Source organism: Pseudomonas sp. NFACC10-1 (assembly GCF_900119195.1).
Classification (GTDB): Bacteria; Pseudomonadota; Gammaproteobacteria; order Pseudomonadales; family Pseudomonadaceae; genus Aquipseudomonas; species Aquipseudomonas cerasi.
The window spans coordinates 645586-663785 of sequence record NZ_FPJB01000002.1 but is presented as its reverse complement, the minus strand read 5'-3'; the positions used below and the strand labels follow the sequence as shown (position 1 = coordinate 663785).

Annotated in this window: 14 protein-coding genes and 1 pseudogene; 6 read left to right on the top strand and 9 right to left on the bottom strand. The window is 61.4% G+C overall.

What is annotated here, in order from left to right; genetic code table 11:
- Nucleotides 1–97: 97 nt before the first annotated feature.
- The 4 genes and pseudogenes from BT119_RS07680 to BT119_RS07670 form a co-directional block, all read right to left on the bottom strand.
- Nucleotides 98–817, bottom strand: a complete 720-nt coding sequence (locus BT119_RS07680; RefSeq protein WP_003367692.1) for a class I SAM-dependent methyltransferase — start codon at nucleotides 815–817, stop codon at nucleotides 98–100.
- Nucleotides 818–1070: 253 nt separating this feature from the next.
- A complete protein-coding gene (locus BT119_RS27740; RefSeq protein ID WP_371676484.1) occupies nucleotides 1071–1793 on the bottom strand; it encodes a methyl-accepting chemotaxis protein in 723 nt (240 codons plus the stop codon).
- Between the two features lie 132 nt (nucleotides 1794–1925).
- A pseudogene (locus BT119_RS27735) lies at nucleotides 1926–3047 on the bottom strand (Cache 3/Cache 2 fusion domain-containing protein); the annotation flags it as partial.
- A gap of 185 nt (nucleotides 3048–3232) precedes the next feature.
- Nucleotides 3233–4153, bottom strand: coding sequence for a LysR substrate-binding domain-containing protein (locus BT119_RS07670; protein ID WP_003367689.1), 921 nt, complete (start codon nucleotides 4151–4153; stop codon nucleotides 3233–3235).
- A gap of 166 nt (nucleotides 4154–4319) precedes the next feature.
- On the opposite strand from BT119_RS07670, the gene BT119_RS07665 reads away from it, so the two are divergent.
- Entirely contained in the window at nucleotides 4320–5702 is a 1383-nt protein-coding gene (locus BT119_RS07665; protein WP_003367688.1) for a NorM family multidrug efflux MATE transporter, read from the top strand.
- A 12-nt stretch (nucleotides 5703–5714) separates the two neighbouring features.
- Here BT119_RS07665 and BT119_RS07660 read toward each other — a convergent pair whose 3' ends face one another.
- The gene (locus tag BT119_RS07660; protein WP_054082312.1) at nucleotides 5715–7379 is read right to left on the bottom strand and encodes a putative bifunctional diguanylate cyclase/phosphodiesterase; all 1665 of its coding nucleotides are present in this window, start codon (nucleotides 7377–7379) and stop codon (nucleotides 5715–5717) included.
- Nucleotides 7380–7583: 204 nt separating this feature from the next.
- Between BT119_RS07660 and rep the strand changes: the two genes are divergently transcribed.
- Nucleotides 7584–9593, top strand: coding sequence for a DNA helicase Rep (gene rep, locus BT119_RS07655; protein WP_003401585.1), 2010 nt, complete (start codon nucleotides 7584–7586; stop codon nucleotides 9591–9593).
- 51 nt (nucleotides 9594–9644) lie between these two features.
- Nucleotides 9645–10214, top strand: coding sequence for a xanthine phosphoribosyltransferase (locus BT119_RS07650; RefSeq protein WP_044309668.1), 570 nt, complete (start codon nucleotides 9645–9647; stop codon nucleotides 10212–10214).
- 426 nt (nucleotides 10215–10640) lie between these two features.
- Here the strand turns inward: BT119_RS07650 and BT119_RS07640 are convergent, their stop codons facing one another.
- Nucleotides 10641–11960, bottom strand: a complete 1320-nt coding sequence (locus tag BT119_RS07640; RefSeq protein ID WP_003435145.1) for a sigma-54 interaction domain-containing protein — start codon at nucleotides 11958–11960, stop codon at nucleotides 10641–10643.
- Between the two features lie 264 nt (nucleotides 11961–12224).
- Here BT119_RS07640 and BT119_RS07635 point away from each other — a divergent pair, with 264 nt between their 5' ends.
- The 3 genes from BT119_RS07635 to BT119_RS07625 are packed head-to-tail and all read left to right on the top strand — an operon-like array spanning nucleotide 12225 to nucleotide 15195.
- Nucleotides 12225–13109 (top strand): MBL fold metallo-hydrolase, encoded by an 885-nt coding sequence (locus BT119_RS07635; protein WP_072365264.1) that lies wholly within the window; start codon nucleotides 12225–12227, stop codon nucleotides 13107–13109.
- Nucleotides 13110–13136: 27 nt separating this feature from the next.
- The gene (locus BT119_RS07630; protein ID WP_072365262.1) at nucleotides 13137–14390 is read left to right on the top strand and encodes an NAD(P)/FAD-dependent oxidoreductase; all 1254 of its coding nucleotides are present in this window, start codon (nucleotides 13137–13139) and stop codon (nucleotides 14388–14390) included.
- Complete coding sequence (locus BT119_RS07625; RefSeq protein ID WP_072365260.1) at nucleotides 14383–15195, top strand: sulfite exporter TauE/SafE family protein; 813 nt, start codon at nucleotides 14383–14385, stop codon at nucleotides 15193–15195. Before BT119_RS07630 ends, BT119_RS07625 begins: the two co-directional genes overlap by 8 nt.
- Before the next feature lie 267 nt (nucleotides 15196–15462).
- On the opposite strand, the gene BT119_RS07620 is transcribed toward BT119_RS07625, so the two are convergent.
- The 3 genes from BT119_RS07620 to cysT are packed head-to-tail and all read right to left on the bottom strand — an operon-like array spanning nucleotide 15463 to nucleotide 18153.
- Nucleotides 15463–16443: a sulfate/molybdate ABC transporter ATP-binding protein gene (locus tag BT119_RS07620; RefSeq protein WP_002551393.1), complete on the bottom strand. Its 981-nt coding sequence runs from the start codon at nucleotides 16441–16443 to the stop codon at nucleotides 15463–15465.
- A gap of 2 nt (nucleotides 16444–16445) precedes the next feature.
- The gene (gene cysW, locus BT119_RS07615; protein ID WP_046718752.1) at nucleotides 16446–17318 is read right to left on the bottom strand and encodes a sulfate ABC transporter permease subunit CysW; all 873 of its coding nucleotides are present in this window, start codon (nucleotides 17316–17318) and stop codon (nucleotides 16446–16448) included.
- Between the two features lie 13 nt (nucleotides 17319–17331).
- Nucleotides 17332–18153, bottom strand: a complete 822-nt coding sequence (gene cysT, locus BT119_RS07610) for a sulfate ABC transporter permease subunit CysT (protein ID WP_003367677.1) — start codon at nucleotides 18151–18153, stop codon at nucleotides 17332–17334.
- Nucleotides 18154–18200: the final 47 nt, after the last annotated feature.

Here is an 18200-nt window from a genome sequence, read left to right as displayed (position 1 = left end):
TTTTGATATTGCTCGGGCATTCGCCATGAACCCGTCGCATGTGCCTCATGGCTGTTCACCCGCCCTGCCGCCCGCAGGCGGCGGAAACGTTACAGGGTCAATCCATAGTGTACGCAACGTTAGGGTCGAGTTTCATACCGACGGCCTTTGCGACGTGCATGCCTTTTTCATACGAAAACGATTTATCTGCTGTGGGCTGGAAGAACTCCACGAAATCCAGGCTGCGGCGACTGAACACGAACCCGCCGATGAGCGGCTGATTGACTGCATACAGATGCGGACACAGCGCCATCATCGACGAAGCAGGCACGCCGATCAGGTGTTCCTCAAGATCGCCGGTCTGTTGAGTTTCTTGCGGGTAAAACCACAGTGGCGTGCTGATGAACAGATAGGCATCCGGCCCCAGGCTGGAAAGCAATGTGCGCACCAGCCATCTCGCCGTATCGGCTGTCAGATGCTCGACGACATCCAGCAGACAGATTATCCGGTACTGGGCCAGCCGCTCGGATGACAGCTCTTGAGCAAGGCCGTGCCAGATGTTGCGGTAGGTAGCGTTCTCATGCAGCTGCGAATTCTGGCAGTTGGCTTCCCAGCCATCGATGCCGTCCACCGACCAGTGCGCCGTGTCCGGGTTTGCCTTGATCAACGCGCCCAGTGTTCCAGAGCCGAACCCGATATCCAGCACTTCAACATCGCTGCTGAGGTCTTTCAGGATATGGAAAATCATCGCCTTGGGAGAGACCGAGTCGCCTTCCACATGGCCGGTTGCAGGCGCGAAGCCTTCTGTAGGCTGATAGTTTTCAACATATTGCTTCATTGTCTGGATCCTTGACGATGGTTAGGGAGGCGGGGTTTACCGTAGATCCTGTTGAAGCATCCGCATTGGGGTGTAGGAGGAGTATAGGGGGGGTCGAGTGCCTGGCCTTTAATCCTGCAAACTGACCAGAAACGCTTGGTGACACGAGTGGCGCCTGTAGCGGCATAGCAGGCTTTGGCGGATATTCAGAACCTGACGCAAGCGTCTGGTACAGCGTGCCAACGCCGAGCATTGGCACACTGTTCGGTCAGTCTTATCGGAACCGGTCAACCTCGTGACGCAGTTCTGTAGCCAGGCCATTCAGCTCCTGAGCAGTGATGGCGAGGTTGGACATGACCTGGCGCTGTTCGCTGTTGGCCATGGCGATGCTTTGCAGGTTGCTGCTGAGCATGGTCGCGGTGCTGCTTTGTTCCTGGGTGGCGGTGGTGATGGCGGCGAACTGGTGACCGGCCGAGCGGCTTTGCTCGTCGATCTGGGCCAGTGCGGAGGCCACTTTGGCGTTGAGCGACAGGCCTTCCTGCATCAGTGTGTTGCCCTGCTGCATGGTGCTGATGGCGTTGCCGGTTTCTTGCTGGATGCTGGCGATCATGCCGGAAATCTCATCGGTGGCTTCACGGGTGCGCGAGGCCAGGCTGCGGACTTCGTCAGCCACCACGGCAAAGCCGCGACCCTGCTCACCGGCGCGTGCGGCCTCGATGGCAGCGTTGAGCGCGAGCAGGTTGGTCTGGTCGGCAATCGAGGTAATCACCCCGACGATGCTGCCGATTTCCTGCGAGCGCTGACCCAGCGTGTCGATGACTTTCGCGGTGCTGCTCAGCGAAGTGGCGATCTGTTGCAGCGACGACGAAGCCTCTTCCATCGAAGTACGACCAATGCGTGTCTGCTGGGCATTTTCCTGTGCCAGTCGTTCGGTATTGCCCATGTTGTCGGCGATGTTCATCGACGTGGCGCTGAACTCTTCGACCGCACCGGCCATGCTGGTGATCTCGCCGGATTGCTGCTCCATGCCCTCGAACGCACCGCCCGACAGGCCGGACAATGCGTTGGCGCGGGTGCTGACTTCCTGCGCCGCAGTACGGATATGCGCGACCATCGATGACAACGCTTCGCTCATCTTGTTGAAGCTGCCCGACAACTGCCCGATCTCGTCATTGCTGGTCACATTCAGGCGTACGCTGAGGTCGCCTGCACCCAGTGCGTCGGCCTGGCGTACCAGTTCGGACAGTGGACGCAGCTTGCTGCGCAACAGCCAGATGGCACTGATCACCGCGATCAGCATGGCCAGCAGACTGCCGATCGCCAGTTGCGTGCCGACGTGCCAGGTCACTTCACTGATTTCCTTGCGCGGCATGCTGGCGATGACGGTCCAAGGGCCGCCAGCGAACGGCTGGCCGACGCTGTAATAGTTGTCATCACCGTCATCCCAGAACTGCGCCTTGCCCGGCTTGCTGGCAAGGTCGGCCACTGACTTCGCGGCACCGTCGAGGGATTTGACGCCTGCCGGTGGCACCAGCCAGGTGCCCTTGTCGTCGAGCAGCGCCAGCGAGCCGGTAGAGCCGATACGGAAGCTCTTGAGGTTATCGAACTGGGTCTTCTGTGCATCGGTGTAATCGAACCCTACAAACAGCGCCGCAATGATCTTGCCGCTGCTGTCGCGAACCGGGCTGTACTGGGTCATGTAGTAGCGATCGAACAACACCGCCTTGCCGACATAGCTCTGCCCGGCCATCAGACGCTCGTAGGCTGCGCCCTTGCGATCCAGTACCGTGCCGATGGCGCGCGTGCCATCCTGCTTGCTCAGGGAGGTGCTGATACGGATGAAGTCGTCGCCGCTGCGCACGAAAATGGTTGCCACACCTGCGGTCATCGAGCGGAATTCGTCGACTTCGGTAAAGTCGTTGTTCAGCACGGCATCACGCAGGAACAGGCCTGGCGTGGACGTGCCCGCCACCGTGACCGGCTTGTCGGGTTGCAGGCTCAGGCCATCGGCGAAGCGTTTTTCGAACAGTCCACTCAGGCGCTGAGTGCTGTCGCGCAGCGTGCTGTGGAAGGTGTTGAGCTGGTCAGCGAGGAGCCTGGCTTCACTCGACATGTGCTCTTCACGAATGACCAGGTTGGACGCGTCCAGAGACCTCAACGCGAACAGGGTACTACCACTGATAACCACCGCCAGGATCACGGCCAGAGCAATACCAAGTTGCGAAGCAATTCGGGTACGAGGCTTGGACATAGAGACTCCGTGCCGAATGATTGGAGTTGCCGGGTCCGTGGCTTATCATTCAGCTGATAGATTTAGTTGGTGTTTTACGCCGTTTGAACGAGCAATCGTTAAGCAATGCTTCGGCCATCAAGGTCGTTACTTGAGAGCGGAGCGAGACATTAACAAATGATGGCAGTTCAATACTAAACTAAATTTTAATAGAGTACTTCAACTAACGGCAACTTCATGGCGCCCACCTCCGCCTTGAGAAAATCGCTGAGGCGGCGCAACCGCTCTGCGCCGGGCCTTGTACGCGGCCAGACCAGATAATAGTTTTCGCCACTGAACACCGCCGTGCGCCACGGCAGACTCAGACGGGCCTGCGCCACGTCCTCGGCGACCATCAGCAGATCACCCATCGACACACCGTAGCCGCGTGCGGCGGCAATCATTCCCAGCTCGAGGGTGTCGAATACTTGCCCGCCTTTGAGCGACACCTGATCGGCCAGACCCATGCGGTTCAACCAGGTGCGCCAGTCACGACGGTCAGGAGTGGGGTGCAGCAACTCAGCCTTTGCCAGCCGCTCCACGTCCCATGGCGGGTCCTGCAACAACGTGGGGGCGCCGACCGGAATCAGCAACTCGGGAAACAATAATGTGGCGTCCCAGTCCGACGGGAAATGACCTTGGCTGAGCAGAATCGCGCAGTCAAAAGGCTCCTGGGTAAAGTCCACCGCATCGATTTCCATCCACGCGCTGGTCAGTTGCACTTCGTTGCCCACCTGAAGGTGACGGAAACGGCTGAGCCGCGCGAGCAGCCAGCGCATGGTCAGGGTCGACGGGGCTTTCATGCGCAGAATGCCCTCCTCGGTCTGCAGGGTGCTGCAGGCGCGTTCCAGTGCCAGGAACCCATCGCGCACACCGGGCAACAGCGCGCGTGCCGATTCGGTGAGCTGCAAGTTACGCCCATTACGCTGAAACAAGCGGCAGGCAAAGTGCTCTTCCAGCGTACGAATATGACGGCTTACCGCACTTTGGGTGATCGAAAGTTCCTCGGCTGCGCGGGTAAACGAGGTATGCCGCGCAGCCGCTTCAAAAGCCCTTAGTGCATAAAGAGGGGGGAGACTGCGAGGCATGGGGCGCTTCCTGCGGACGATGAACGGCTACTTTACTGCAAATGCTGAAAATTGCTTCAGATGAGTTTTAGTCATGCTGAGCATCGGATTTATCGTTTTGTGTTTAGTCGAGCAACTGCCCAGAATACGTCGCTCAATCGTCCCTTTGCCGTAGAGCACCGTCACCATGCAGCCGTCCGCCCTCAAAGAACTCTGGATCATCCTGCGCCTGGCGGGGCCGCTGATTGCGTCACAGATGGCGCACATGCTGATGGTCTTCACCGACACCGTGATGATGGGCAAGATCGGACCGGAGGCTTTGGCGGGAGGTGGTCTGGGCGCTGCCACGTACAGCTTTGTGTCGTTCTTTTGCGTCGGCGTGATGGCCGCGGTCGGTACGCTGGTCTCGATCCGTCACGGTGCTGGTGACGCTGAAGGCGCGACCCGTCTGACCCAGGCCGGTCTGTGGCTGGCCTGGGGCATGGCGCTGGTTGCCGCGCTGTTGCTGTGGAACCTCGAACCCATCCTGTTGCAGTTCGGTCAGGCCGAAGCCAACGTGCATATGGCGGCTCAATTTCTGATCACCCTGCCCTTCGCCCTGCCCGGCCTGCTCAGCTTCATGGCATTGCGCGGCTTCACCAGCGCACTGGGTCGCGCGGGGCCGGTGATGACCATCAGCCTGGCCGGTGCGGCAGCGAACTTCGTGCTCAATTACGCATTGATCCATCAATGGCTGGGGCTGCCCAACCTCGGGCTGATGGGGATCGGGCTGGTCACCGCGATCGTCACCAACTGCATGGCCCTGGCCCTGGCGCTGCATATCAGGTGGCATCCGGCTTACGCGGCGTACCCGATCAGAAAGGGGCTTTCGAAGCTTTCACGCAGTCACCTGGGCGAGCTGTGGCGGCTCGGTCTGCCGATTGGCGGCACCTATGCAGTGGAAGTCGGCCTGTTCACCTTTGCCGCGTTCTGCATGGGCGCGATGGGCAGCACGCAGATGGCGGCGCACCAGATCGCCCTGCAGACCGTGTCCATGGCGTTCATGGTTCCGGTGGGGATGTCCTATGCGGTCACCATGCGTATCGGCCAGCATTATGGCGCGGGCAACCTGGTGATGGTGCGCATGGCCGGTCGTCTGGGCATCGGTTTTGGCGGCTGTGTGATGCTGATGTTCGGGCTGCTGTTCTGGCTGGCACCGCATCTGGTCATCGGTCTGTTTCTGGATATCAACGACCCGGCGTTTGCCGAGATCGTCGTACTAGCGGCAAAACTGCTGGCCATTGCCGCCCTGTTCGAGTTCTTCGACGGCACCCAGACCATTGCCATGGGCGCCATTCGTGGGCTCAAGGATGCACGCACCACCTTCCTGATCGGCCTGGGTTGCTACTGGCTGATCGCCGCGCCTGCCGCGTGGTTGCTCGGTTTCTCTACCGATGCCGGCGCTTCGGGCGTGTGGTGGGGGCTGGCGCTGGGCCTGTTCTGCTCGGCCGTGGCGCTGACCTACGCGTTCGAATGGAAGACGGCTCGGCTGTTGCGTCGGGACGCGGCCGGGGTGGCGGTGCCGGGCTGATCCGGCGCACCGTCACCCGGATCTGGATGTATCTGCGTGCACGGCTTGCGAGCGCAGATAGGTCACCAGTTCTTCCACCGGCAGCGGCCTGCTGATCAGATAGCCTTGCACCTGATTGCAGCCGAAACTGCGCAGCAACTCCAGTTGCCCGGCGGTTTCCACACCTTCGGCGACTACTTCCAGGTTCAGGTTGTGCGCCAGATTGATCATGGCGTTGACCAGCTTGCGGTTCTCTTCGCGTAACTCCATCTGCGCGACAAAGCCCATGTCGATCTTGAGCAGCGCGATGGGCAGGCTGTTGAGGTGCATGAACGACGAATAGCCGGTGCCGAAATCATCCAGCGAAAAGCGCACGCCCAGTTGCCGCAATGCGTCCATGGTCTGCCGGACCTGGTCGCTGCGCCGCATGACGGCGGTTTCGGTCAGTTCGAATTCCAGCCAGCGCGCGTCGACATCGTGTTCCGCGATGAGGCGATTCAAGGTCGGCAGCAGCTGGCTGTCCTGAAACTGCCGGAACGACAGATTGATCGCCATGTGCAGTGGGGCAAAGCCTTGTTCGCGCAGGGCCTGCATGTCACGCAGTGCGCGGAAGATGACCCAGTAGCCGAGCGGCACGATCAGGCCGCTTTGCTCGGCCAGTGGCACGAATTCGCTGGGCGGCAGCAGCCCGCGTTCCTGATGGCGCCAGCGCACCAGCGCTTCCAGGCCGACAATACGCCCGCTGTCCAGGCACAGGCGCGGCTGGTAATGAAGTTCCAGCTCATCGCGGCGCAAGGCGCGTCGCAGTTCACCTTCCAGATCGGCGAGGCTGCGGGCGTTGCGGTTGATGCGCTCGTCGAACAGGTGATAGGTACAGCCCTGCATGCTCTTGGCCTGACGCATGGCGATATGCGCATGCCACATCAGCGGGTCGGCTTCGGGCTGGGCTTGCGAATGCGCAATGCCCAGGCTGCAACCCAGCAGCAGGCTTTCGCCATCGACCCAATAGGGTTCGGCCAGCACGTCAGTGATACGTTCGGCCATTTGCAGGGCACGTTCGGGGGTTGCTCGGGTGTCAATCAACAGGGCGAATTCGTCGCCCCCCAGGCGGGCGATCTGATCACCGGCATCGAGCTGGTTTTTCAAGCGCGCCACGACTTGCAGGATCAGCCGGTCCCCGGCCTGATGCCCCAGTGCATCGTTGGCGCGGCGAAAATTGTCCAGGTCCAGATGCCCCAGCGCCACACTGCCGCCTTCGCTCAAGCGCGCCGAGAGCAGCGCCTGAAATCCCTGGCGGTTGGCGATGCCGGTCAACGGGTCCTGGCCGACCAGGCGTCGCAGGCTGTCTTCCAGGCGACTGCGCTCGTGGACATAGCGCAGGCAGCGCCGAAGCGTGTCACCGGTCAAGGCATCGCGCACCAGCCAGTCACTGACGCCGGTCGGTCCGACCAATGGTTCGGTCTCGAGCAGCACCACGGTAGGCAACAGGCAGGCCCCGGTCCTGGGCTGCAGATCAGGGGTGGTCAGCAGCACGGTATTGCGCTCGTTAGCGTATCGGGCGCTGAAAACGTCCCAGTTCGCGCCATGCAGAAGTATCACGTTGCTTCCCGGCGCAGTGAGGCAGCCGCTAAGCAGCGCCTGCCAGAAGGGCTCGTGCGCCAATAACAGCAATCGCAAGGGTTCGACAGGTGTAGGCAATCTAACTTCCTAAGTGCAAAGGAAAAACCGGTGGCCGCACTCTCGCAGGAGCGCGACAAATACACGTATCGCGCGTCGCGGCGCAAATGTAACAAAAACAGAAGAATTAGATAGCTGTCACTGTCCGACGACGATGAGCACTGCACAAAGCCGTGGGCCTGTTAAAATGCCCGACCTTTTTTGCAGACGACTCTTCATATCGCCATGTCCCGACTCAATCCCCGGCAGCAGGAAGCCGTGAACTACGTCGGCGGCCCTCTTTTGGTGCTCGCCGGTGCCGGTTCCGGCAAGACCAGCGTGATCACCCGCAAGATCGCTCATCTGATCCAGAACTGCGGTATTCGTGCCCAGTACATTGTCGCCATGACCTTCACCAACAAGGCCGCGCGCGAGATGAAAGAGCGGGTCGGCACGCTGCTCAGAGGCGGCGAAGGACGTGGCCTGACGGTTTCGACCTTCCACAACCTGGGTCTGAACATCATCCGCAAGGAGCACACGCGGCTGGGCTACAAACCGGGCTTCTCGATCTTTGACGAGACCGACGTCAAGGCGCTGATGACCGACATCATGCAGAAAGAGTATTCCGGCGACGACGGCGTCGACGAAATCAAGAACATGATCGGCTCATGGAAAAACGACCTGATCCTGCCCGCCGAGGCGCTGGAAAACGCCCGCAACCCCAAGGAACAGACTGCCGCCATCGTCTACACCCACTATCAGCGCACGCTCAAGGCGTACAACGCGGTGGACTTCGACGATCTGATTCTGTTGCCGGTCAAGCTGTTCCAGGAACACGCTGACATCCTGGAAAAGTGGCAGAACAAGGTGCGTTACCTGCTGGTGGACGAATATCAGGACACCAACGCCAGCCAGTACCTGCTGGTGAAGCTGCTGATCGGCACGCGCCATCAGTTCACCGTAGTAGGCGACGACGACCAGTCGATCTACGCCTGGCGTGGTGCGCGGCCGGAAAACCTCATGCTGCTCAAGGACGACTACCCGTCGTTGAAAGTGGTCATGCTGGAGCAGAACTACCGTTCCACCAGCCGTATTCTGCGTTGCGCCAACGTGCTGATCTCCAACAACCCGCACGCCTTCGAAAAACAACTGTGGTCCGAGATGGGCCACGGCGACGAGATCCGCGTGATCCGCTGCCGTAACGAAGACGCCGAGGCCGAGCGGGTGGCCATGGAAATCCTCACCCTGCACCTGCGCACCGACCGCCCGTACAGCGATTTCGCCATCCTCTATCGCGGCAACTACCAGGCCAAGCTGATCGAGCTGAAATTGCAGCACCACCAGGTGCCGTATCGACTGTCGGGCGGCAACAGTTTCTTCGGCCGCCAGGAAGTGAAGGACCTGATGGCCTATTTCCGGCTGCTGGTGAACCCGGACGACGATAACGCCTTCCTGCGGGTGATCAACGTTCCGCGTCGTGAGATCGGCTCGACCACGCTGGAAAAGCTCGGTAACTACGCCACCGAGCGCAAAGTGTCGATGTACGCCGCCACCGACGAGATCGGCCTGGGCGAGCATCTGGACAGCCGATTCACCGACCGTTTACAGCGCTTCAAGCGCTGGATGGACGGGGTGCGCCAGCAGTGCGCGCAGAACGATCCCATCGCCGCGCTGCGCAGCATGGTCATGGACATCGACTACGAGAACTGGCTGCGGCAGAACAGCTCCAGCGAAAAGGCTGCCGATTACCGGATGAGTAACGTCTGGTTCCTGATCGAGGCGTTGAAAAACACGCTGGAAAAGGACGAAGAAGGTGGCATGACCATCGAGGAAGCCATCGGCAAGCTGGTCCTGCGCGACATGCTCGAACGTCAGCAGGAAGAGGAGGACGGTGCCGAAGGTGTGCAGATGATGACCTTGCACGCCTCCAAGGGGCTGGAATTCCCTTACGTGTTCATCATGGGCATGGAAGAAGAAATCCTGCCGCACCGCTCCAGCATCGAGGCCGACACCATCGAAGAAGAGCGCCGCCTGGCCTACGTGGGCATCACCCGCGCACGGCAGACCCTGGCCTTCACCTTCGCCGCCAAGCGCAAGCAGTATGGTGAAATCATCGACTGCGCGCCGAGCCGCTTTCTGGATGAGCTGCCCCCGGACGACCTGGCCTGGGAAGGCAATGACGACACACCGACGGAAGTCAAAGCGGTTCGCGGCAACACTGCGCTTGCCGACATTCGCGCCATGCTGAAACGCTAGCCGACACAATATTGATCATTTATTGCGCAATGGCGCAGCCAAGGAATTGAAGTGGAAGCACTGCACAAGAAAATTCGCGAAGAAGGCATCGTATTGTCCGATCAGGTGCTGAAGGTCGATGCGTTTCTCAACCATCAGATCGACCCGGCCCTGATGAAGGAAATCGGCGACGAATTCGCCCGACTGTTCGCCGACGCTGGCGTGACCAAGATCGTGACCATCGAAGCTTCCGGTATCGCGCCGGCAGTCATGGCAGGCTTGAAAATGGGCGTGCCGGTGATCTTCGCCCGCAAGCATCAGTCTCTGACCCTGACCGAAAACCTGCTGTCGGCGACCGTGTACTCGTTCACCAAGCAGGTGGAAAGCACCGTGGCCATCTCGCCGCGCCATCTGAGCAGCGACGACAAGGTCCTGATCATCGATGACTTCCTGGCCAACGGCAAAGCCTCGCAGGCGCTGATCTCGATCATCAAACAGGCCGGCGCCACGGTAGCTGGGTTGGGTATCGTGATCGAGAAGTCCTTCCAGGGCGGCCGCGCCGAGCTGGACGCCCAGGGCTATCGCGTTGAATCCCTGGCGCGGGTCGAATCCCTGGCCGGCGGGGTTGTAACCTTCAAGTAAGCCCCTCGAGGGCGGACGCAGAGCGTCCGGAAAGGCATGCGACGCGGAGCGCCGCACGATAGTTGTGATGATCGTTCCGCACGCTCCAGCGTGGGAATGCAGTTTTCGACGCTCTGCGTCGCCAAGAGGACGCGGAGCGTCCGGAACGGCATGTGACGCGGAGCATCGCACGATAGTCGAGGTGATCGTTCCTCACGCTTCAGCGTGGGAATGCAGGTCTCGACGCTCTGCGTCGCCAAGAGGACGCAGAGCGTCCGGAACGGCATGCGACGCGGAGCGCCGCACGATAGTTGCGATGATCGTTCTCACGCTCCAGCGTAGGAATGCAGGTCTCGACGCTCTGCGTCGTCAAGAGGACGCGGAGCGTCCGGAACGGCATGCGACGCGGAGCGCCGCACGATAGTTGTGATGATCGTTCCTCACGCTTCAGCGCGGAATCCCTAGGGCACGCAAACGTCGGTACAGGGTGCGTTCGCTCAGTCCCAGCTCTCTGGCGAGCTCACTGCGCGAGCCATTGAACACTCGCAGTGCATGGGCGAGTTTCTCCAGGCCGTCGTCCTGCTGGCGGTACTTCACACCACCCGCTTCGCCCTGGCCGCGCACCTCGACGGGCAGGTCCTGCGCGCGAATGATGCCGTCGTCGGTAAATAAACGGGCGCGTTCGAGTATGTTGCGCAGCTCGCGAATGTTGCCGGGGTAACTGTACAAACTCAGCAGCTTCATGGCCTCGGCGTCGACACGCGGAGCAGCGCCGGGCGCGATGCGTTGCAGCAGGCTGTCGATCAGCAGCGGCAGGTCATCACTGCGTTCACGCAGGGCCGGCAGGCGAATCGGAAAGGCGCTGATGCGGTAAAACAAATCCTGACGAAAGCTGCCGTCGGCGACCATCTCCCGGAGCGGTTTGTGCGTGGCCACCACCAGCCGAAAATCCGAGTGCACCGTGCGCAGGCTGCCCACCGGACGAAAACTGCCCGATTCGATCAGCCTCAACAGCTTGACCTGCATGGCCAGCGGCACCTCACCAATCTCATCAAGAAACAGCGTCCCGCCATGAGCGGCTTCAGCCAGACCGGTCTTGCGCTGCAATGCGCCCGTGAATGCGCCCTTCTCATAGCCGAACAGCTCGCTCTCCAGCAGGGTTTCGGTAAGCCCCGTGCAGTCGACCACCACCAGCGGCCCGGCGGACCTGGCGCTGCTGGCGTGCAGTGCGCGCGCGAACAATTCCTTGCCGGTGCCCGACTCGCCCTGCAGTAACACCGGAATCTGCGCGGGCGCCGCACGTTGCAGAGCGCTCAGCACCTCCTTGAACGCCGCCGAGCGCCCCACCAGCCCGTGTTGCTGCGGCTGGACGGATGCCACCGCCACCGAGCTCAGTCGCTCGACATAAGCGATCACCTCACCCTGATCATCGAGAATCGGCCGCAGCTCGACATCCACATGCTCCGGGCCGCGCGGTGTGTGATGAATGTGCAGCAGACGCTCCGGAAGCCGTGTTTCATGGGCCTTGCGCATCGGGCAATGCTCGCCGGCCTGATCGCATGGCACCGCAAACTGATGCGACACCCGATAACACTTCTCGCCCACATGCGGCGTGCCTTCGACGCCGAACTGGCGCTGGTAGGCGGTGTTGGCGGCAATGATGTTGTAGTCGGTGTCGAGCACGATGGTCGGTCGCAGATCATGTTCGAGGTATGACACCAGCGACTGCATGCGACTGCCGGGAAAATCGGTGGCGATGAGGTTCATGGGGGCTCCTGTGGGCTGGGCGCAGCTTAACCCATCCGTCTGCCAGCGTGTGCCATGGACTGCCAAATGACTGCCAGAATGTGGCAGTCCGCAGGTTTGTCAGTTGATCCAGGTGCTCTTAAAGAATTCCTAATGCCTTTATTTACTGGGCTGAACAGGCTTTGCAGTGATTGGCATGGTTATTGAGACATTATGGCAACGACTGCCAACCGTCCGGCCTGGCCAAACGGGCCTTGAGGCGATTTACAGCCATGGGAATTGCACATGATCATCGGTGAAAAACTCCATGTCGAAGCGCTCTTCGACACGCATACCTGGACCATCAGCTATCTGGTGATGGACCTGCACAGCAAGCAATGTGCGCTGATCGACAGCGTGCTCGATTACGACCCCAAGTCCGGCCGCACCAGGACCGAGTCTGCCGACCGGATGATCGAACGGGCGCAGGCGCTGGGCGCCTCGGTGCAGTGGATTTTCGAAACCCACGTGCACGCTGATCACCTCTCGGCAGCGCCGTATCTGAAACAGAGGCTGGGTGGGCAAATTGTCATTGGCAGCCACATCACCGCCGTGCAGGAAACCTTCGGCACGCTGTTCAACGCGCCGCCTGACTTTGCGCGCAATGGCAGCCAGTTCGATGTGCTGCTGGAAGACAACGCGTCGTTCGCCCTCGGCACGCTTGAGGTCAAGGCCATGCACACGCCCGGGCACACGCCGGCGTGCATGAGTTACCTGGTGCAAGTCGGTGACGCCACGGTCGCGTTTGTCGGCGATACGCTGTTCATGCCTGATTACGGCACCGCCCGGTGTGACTTCCCGGGTGCCGATGCGCGCACGCTGTATCGCTCGATCAAGAAACTGCTGGCGCTGCCGCTGGAGACCCTGCTGTTCATGTGCCACGACTACCTGCCCAATGGCCGTGAGCTGAAATACATGACCACGGTTGCCGAACAGCGCGCCAGCAATATCCATGTGCACGACGGTGTGGATGAAGACGCGTTCGTCGGCATGCGCGAAGCCCGCGACGCGACGCTGGCCATGCCGGTGCTGATGCTGCCTGCGGTGCAGGTCAACATGCGCTGCGGACACTTTCCCGAGCCGGAAGACAACGGCGTCGTCTACCTGAAGATCCCGCTCAATGCCCTTTGACCGCTGCCTGCCTTGGGAAACCCTGTGATGAATGCTTCGACAACAACCTGTCAGATCCTGATCGTCGGTGGCGGTGCTGCCGGTATCGCCACTGCCGCAAGCCTGCTCGCCCGCGACGCTACCCTGCAAATCACTTTGGTCGACCCCGCCGATACCCATTATTACCAGCCCGGCTGGACCATGGTCGGTGCGGGGATCTTCACCCCGCAGTCGACGGCGCGCAGCATGGCTTCGCTGATTCCAAAAGGCGTGCAGTGGATCAAGGCTGCAGTAGCGACCTTCGAGCCGCAGCACAATGCGCTGACGCTGGGCGACGGCCGCGTGCTCGGTTATCAGCAACTGGTGGTCTGCCCCGGCCTGAAGCTGGACTGGTCGGCCATCGACGGGCTGGTGGAAACGCTCGGGGCCAATGGCGTGACCTCCAACTATCGCTATGACCTGGCGCCCTACACCTGGAAGCTGGTGCAGAACCTGAAACAGGGCCGCGCGCTGTTCACTCAGCCGCCCATGCCGATCAAGTGCGCCGGTGCGCCACAGAAGGCGATGTACCTGTCCTGCGATCACTGGTTGAAAAGCGGCCGTCTCGCGCAGATCGATACGCAGTTCTACAACGCCGGTGGCGTGCTGTTCGGTGTCGCCGACTATGTGCCAGCGCTGATGAAGTACGTCGAGCGCTACGCCATCGACCTCAGGTTCAGCCATCGGCTGGTCGCCGTCGACGGACCTGGCAAGCGTGCTACGTTTATTCGCACACAGGCCGATGGCAGCAGCGAGACCGTCGAGCAAAGCTTCGAAATGTTGCACGTAGTGCCGCCGCAGATTGCCCCCGACTTCATCCGCAGCAGCCCGCTGGCCGATGCCGCAGGCTGGGTGGACGTGGACCCTGCTACGCTGAAGCACCGGCAGTTCGCCAATGTGTATGGCCTGGGCGACGTCACCAATACCAGCAACGCCAAGACCGCCGCAGCGGCACGCAAGCAGGCGCCGGTGGTGGCCAACAACGTGCTGGTCGCGCTGGGTCGTCGGGGTGAATCCGCTGTGTATGACGGTTATGGCTCGTGCCCGTTGACGGTCGAGAAAGGCCGCATTGTGCTGGCCGAATTCACCTATGGCGGCAAGGTCGCGCCGAGCTTTCCGCGCTGGCTGCTGGAGGGTCGCCAGCCGACCCGACTGGCCTGGTGGTTGAAAGCGCGAGTGCTGCCCGCGCTGTACTGGCATGGCATGCTCAAGGGCCGTGAATGGCTGGCCAAACCGAAAAAGGCTGACACCCGGCATGGATGAGCATCAGTTACTGGGCGTTGGTCTGGGAACCATCATCGGCATGGTACTGGCGCTGACCGGAGCGGGGGGCGGCATTCTCGCCGTGCCGCTGCTGGTCTTCGGTCTCGGTCTGTCGATTGTCGAAGCAGCACCTGTCGGTCTGCTGGCCGTAGGGCTGGCGGCGGGGATCGGTGCGGTGTTGGGGCTGCGCCAGGGCATCGTGCGCTATCGCGCGGCCGGGTACATCGCGTCCATTGGTGTACTGATGGCGCCTCTGGGCCTGTGGCTCGCTCATCGACTGCCCAATACGCCGCTGGCCTTGGTCTTTTCGGTTGTGCTGCTGTACGCCTGTGGACGCATGTTCATCAGGGCCAGCCGCGAATTGCGCCACGGAAAGCCGGCGCCGCGCGCAGAGATCCTGCCCTGCGTGCTCAACCCGTTGCAGGGCCGCCTGCGCTGGACCATGCCCTGCCTGCGCGCACTGACGCTGACCGGCGTGGGCTCCGGGTTGCTGTCTGGTTTGTTGGGGGTGGGCGGCGGGTTCGTGATCATTCCGGCGTTGACCCGCTACAGCGACCTGGACATGAAGAGTGTCGTGGCGACGTCACTGGCCGTGATCGCCCTGGTTTCGATGGGCAGCGTCATTACCGCGTCACTGAGCGGGGTGATGCACTGGGCGGTCGGTGCGCCGTTCGCGCTGGGTGCAGTCATCGGCCTGGTCATCGGCAGACAAGTCGCCCGCTACCTCGCCGGCCCACGCCTGCAACAACTGTTCGCCGTATGCGGCATCGTCGCGGCGTTCATGCTGGCGTTGTCCGTGCGATAACAGCCCGAGGACGCAGAGCGTCCAGAAGGGCATTCCCACGCGGAGCATGGGAACGATAAAAATCGTGAAGCGACTATCGTGCCAACGCGGAGCGCGGGAATGATGGAAGTCGTGAGGTGACTATCGTGCCAATGCTCCGCGTTGGCATGCAGTTCGTGACGCTCTGCGTCACATGCCCGTGCTGACACCGCGCACTCAAGATCGGACGCAGAGCGTCCAGAAGGGCATTCCCACGCGGAGCATGGGAACGATAGCTGGAGGGCGGGCTTAAAGCTTCTGCCAGACCTTCGGTTTGAAGAACAGCGTCTCGCCCTTGGCCAGGCCCACCAGGCTGTCGTGGTCTTTCACCACTTCGGCCTCGATCAGTTCGCTCTGCCCTTCCACTTTCAGGGTGACCCGCGTCGTCGCGCCCAGTGGGCGGATGTCGCGGACTTCGGCGGCGTGGTGGTCTTCGATTTCCTGGCGGGACAGCGACACCTCATGCGGACGGAACAGCAGGTGACCCTCCTCGCCCAGGCTCAGGCGATTGGAGTCGCCGAGGAAGTGGTAGACGAAGTCGTTGGACGGGTTCTCGTAGACCTCGCCCGGCGAGCCGATCTGCTCGATCACGCCCTTGTTCATCACCACGATGCGATCGGCCACTTCCATGGCCTCTTCCTGATCGTGAGTCACGAACACCGAGGTCAGGTTGATGTCCTCGTGCAGGCGCGCCAGCCAGCGACGCAGCTCCTTGCGGACCTTGGCGTCCAGCGCCCCGAACGGCTCGTCCAGCAGCAGCACTTTTGGCTCGACCGCCAGGGCGCGGGCCAGGGCGATGCGCTGGCGCTGTCCACCCGACAGTTGCTCCGGATAACGGTCGGCCAGCCAGTCCAGCTGCACCATGTTCAGCAGCTCATGGACCTTCTCGGCGATCCGTGTCTCGTTCGGGCGCTCGCGTTTGGGCTTCATGCGCAGGCCGAACGCGACGTTATCGAACACCGTCATGTGGCGGAACAGCGCGTAATGCTGGAACACGAACCCGACGTTGCGATCACGCACGTCGTGACCGGACACATCCTCGCCATGGAACACGATGCTGCCGTCATCCGGGGTTTCCAGACCGGCAATGATGCGCAGCAGGGTGGTCTTGCCGCAGCCTGACGGGCCGAGCAACGCCACCAGCTCGCCACTCTGGATGTCCAGACTGATGTTGTTCAGGGCCTTGAAGGCGTTGAAGTTCTTGCTGACGTTACGGACTTCGATCGACATGATTATTCCTCCGCCGCGTTATGGCGCAGACGGTTAATGCGGGATTCGCTCCACTGCTTGAGCAGCAGGATGAACAGCGCCAGGATCAGCAACAGGCTCGCCACGGCAAAGGCGGCAACGTGGTTGTACTCGTTGTAGAGGATTTCGACGTGCAGCGGCAGGGTGTTGGTGACGCCGCGAATGTGCCCGGAAACCACCGACACCGCGCCAAACTCACCCATCGCCCGTGCCGTACACAGCACCACGCCGTAGATCAGGCCCCATTTGATGTTCGGCACCGTGACGTGCCAGAACATCTGCCAGCCATTGGCGCCCAGCAGCCGTGCGGCCTCTTCTTCCTGAGTGCCCTGCTCCTGCATCAGCGGGATCAGCTCACGCGCAACGAACGGCACGGTGACAAAGATGGTCGCCAGCACGATGCCCGGCAGGGCGAAGACGATCTGGATGTCGTGATCCTGCAACCACGGCCCGAACAGCCCCTGCGCACCGAACATCAGCACGTAAACCAGACCGGCGATGACCGGCGACACCGAGAACGGCAGGTCGATCAGCGTGACCAGAATGCTCTTGCCACGGAACGAGTATTTGCTCACGCACCATGCGGCGCTGACGCCGAACACCAGATTGAGCGGCACCGAGATCAGTACCGCAATAACCGTCAGCTTCAACGCCGACAGCGCGTCCGGCTCGAGGATCGCGGTAAAGAACGCGCCCAGACCGTTTTTCAGGCCCTGGGACACCACGATGAACAGTGGCAGCCCCAGAAACAGGACGAACACCAGCCAGCACAGGCCGATCAGAATGCGTCGCGACACCGCGCTGCCACGACGGGCGGCGTTGGCAGAGGCGGCGGCTGAAACAGATGGATAAGACATGTTCTGCGCCTCCTCAGGATGGGGTTTCAATGCGCCGCTGCAGCAGGTTGATCAGCAGCAGCAGAATGAAGGACACCACCAGCATCATCACGCCGATAGCGGTTGCGCCGGTGTAGTCGTACTGGTCGAGCTTGACCATGATCAGCAGCGGCAGGATCTCGGTTTTCATCGGCATGTTGCCGGCGATGAAAATCACCGAACCGTACTCGCCCACGCCACGGGCAAACGCCAGGGCGAAGCCGGTCAGCCAGGCAGGCAGCAACGCCGGCACGAGGATGTGGCGAAACACCTGTAACGGACGCGCGCCCAAGCAGGCAGCGGCCTCTTCGACTTCCTTGGGAATATCGGCCAGCACAGGCTGCACGGTGCGCACCACGAACGGCAGGGTGACGAAGGTCAGCGCCAGGGTGATACCCAGCGGGGTGTAGGCGATCTTGAAACCCAGATCAGCCGCGAACTGGCCGACCCAGCCGTTGGGCGCGTACAGCGCTGTCAGGGCGATACCGGCCACTGCGGTGGGCAGGGCGAATGGCAGATCGATCATCGCATCGATGACCTTGCGCCCGGGGAAGGTGTAGCGCACCAGCACCCAGGCCAGCAGTGTGCCGATCACACCGTTGATGAGGGCTGCGTAAAAGGCGGTGCCGAAGCTCAGCTTGAGTGCCGCAATCACGCGTGGTGCCGTGATGATGGTCCAGAACTGATCCCAGGTGAGCTGCGCGGCATGTACGAACATGGCGGCGAGCGGTATTAGCACAATCAGACTGAGGTACACCAAGGTGTAGCCCAGCGTCAGCCCGAAGCCGGGTATGACGGGGGAGATACGACGCGACATAAAAGTCCCTGGTTTCACTTGCACGAAGCCCGGAGGTTAATCCGGGC

Excerpts from the sequence above, each read along its gene's own strand:
- BT119_RS07680 (WP_003367692.1), bottom strand. The coding sequence starts at position 817 with ATGAAGCAATATGTTGAAAACTATCAGCCTACAGAAGGCTTCGCGCCT.
- BT119_RS27740 (WP_371676484.1), bottom strand. The coding sequence starts at position 1,793 with ATGGCCGGTGCGGTCGAAGAGTTCAGCGCCACGTCGATGAACATCGCC.
- BT119_RS07670 (WP_003367689.1), bottom strand. The coding sequence starts at position 4,153 with ATGCCTCGCAGTCTCCCCCCTCTTTATGCACTAAGGGCTTTTGAAGCG.
- BT119_RS07665 (WP_003367688.1), top strand. The coding sequence starts at position 4,320 with ATGCAGCCGTCCGCCCTCAAAGAACTCTGGATCATCCTGCGCCTGGCG.
- rep (WP_003401585.1), top strand. The coding sequence starts at position 7,584 with ATGTCCCGACTCAATCCCCGGCAGCAGGAAGCCGTGAACTACGTCGGC.
- BT119_RS07640 (WP_003435145.1), bottom strand. The coding sequence starts at position 11,960 with ATGAACCTCATCGCCACCGATTTTCCCGGCAGTCGCATGCAGTCGCTG.
- BT119_RS07635 (WP_072365264.1), top strand. The coding sequence starts at position 12,225 with ATGATCATCGGTGAAAAACTCCATGTCGAAGCGCTCTTCGACACGCAT.
- BT119_RS07630 (WP_072365262.1), top strand. The coding sequence starts at position 13,137 with ATGAATGCTTCGACAACAACCTGTCAGATCCTGATCGTCGGTGGCGGT.
- BT119_RS07625 (WP_072365260.1), top strand. The coding sequence starts at position 14,383 with ATGGATGAGCATCAGTTACTGGGCGTTGGTCTGGGAACCATCATCGGC.
- BT119_RS07620 (WP_002551393.1), bottom strand. The coding sequence starts at position 16,443 with ATGTCGATCGAAGTCCGTAACGTCAGCAAGAACTTCAACGCCTTCAAG.
- cysW (WP_046718752.1), bottom strand. The coding sequence starts at position 17,318 with ATGTCTTATCCATCTGTTTCAGCCGCCGCCTCTGCCAACGCCGCCCGT.
- cysT (WP_003367677.1), bottom strand. The coding sequence starts at position 18,153 with ATGTCGCGTCGTATCTCCCCCGTCATACCCGGCTTCGGGCTGACGCTG.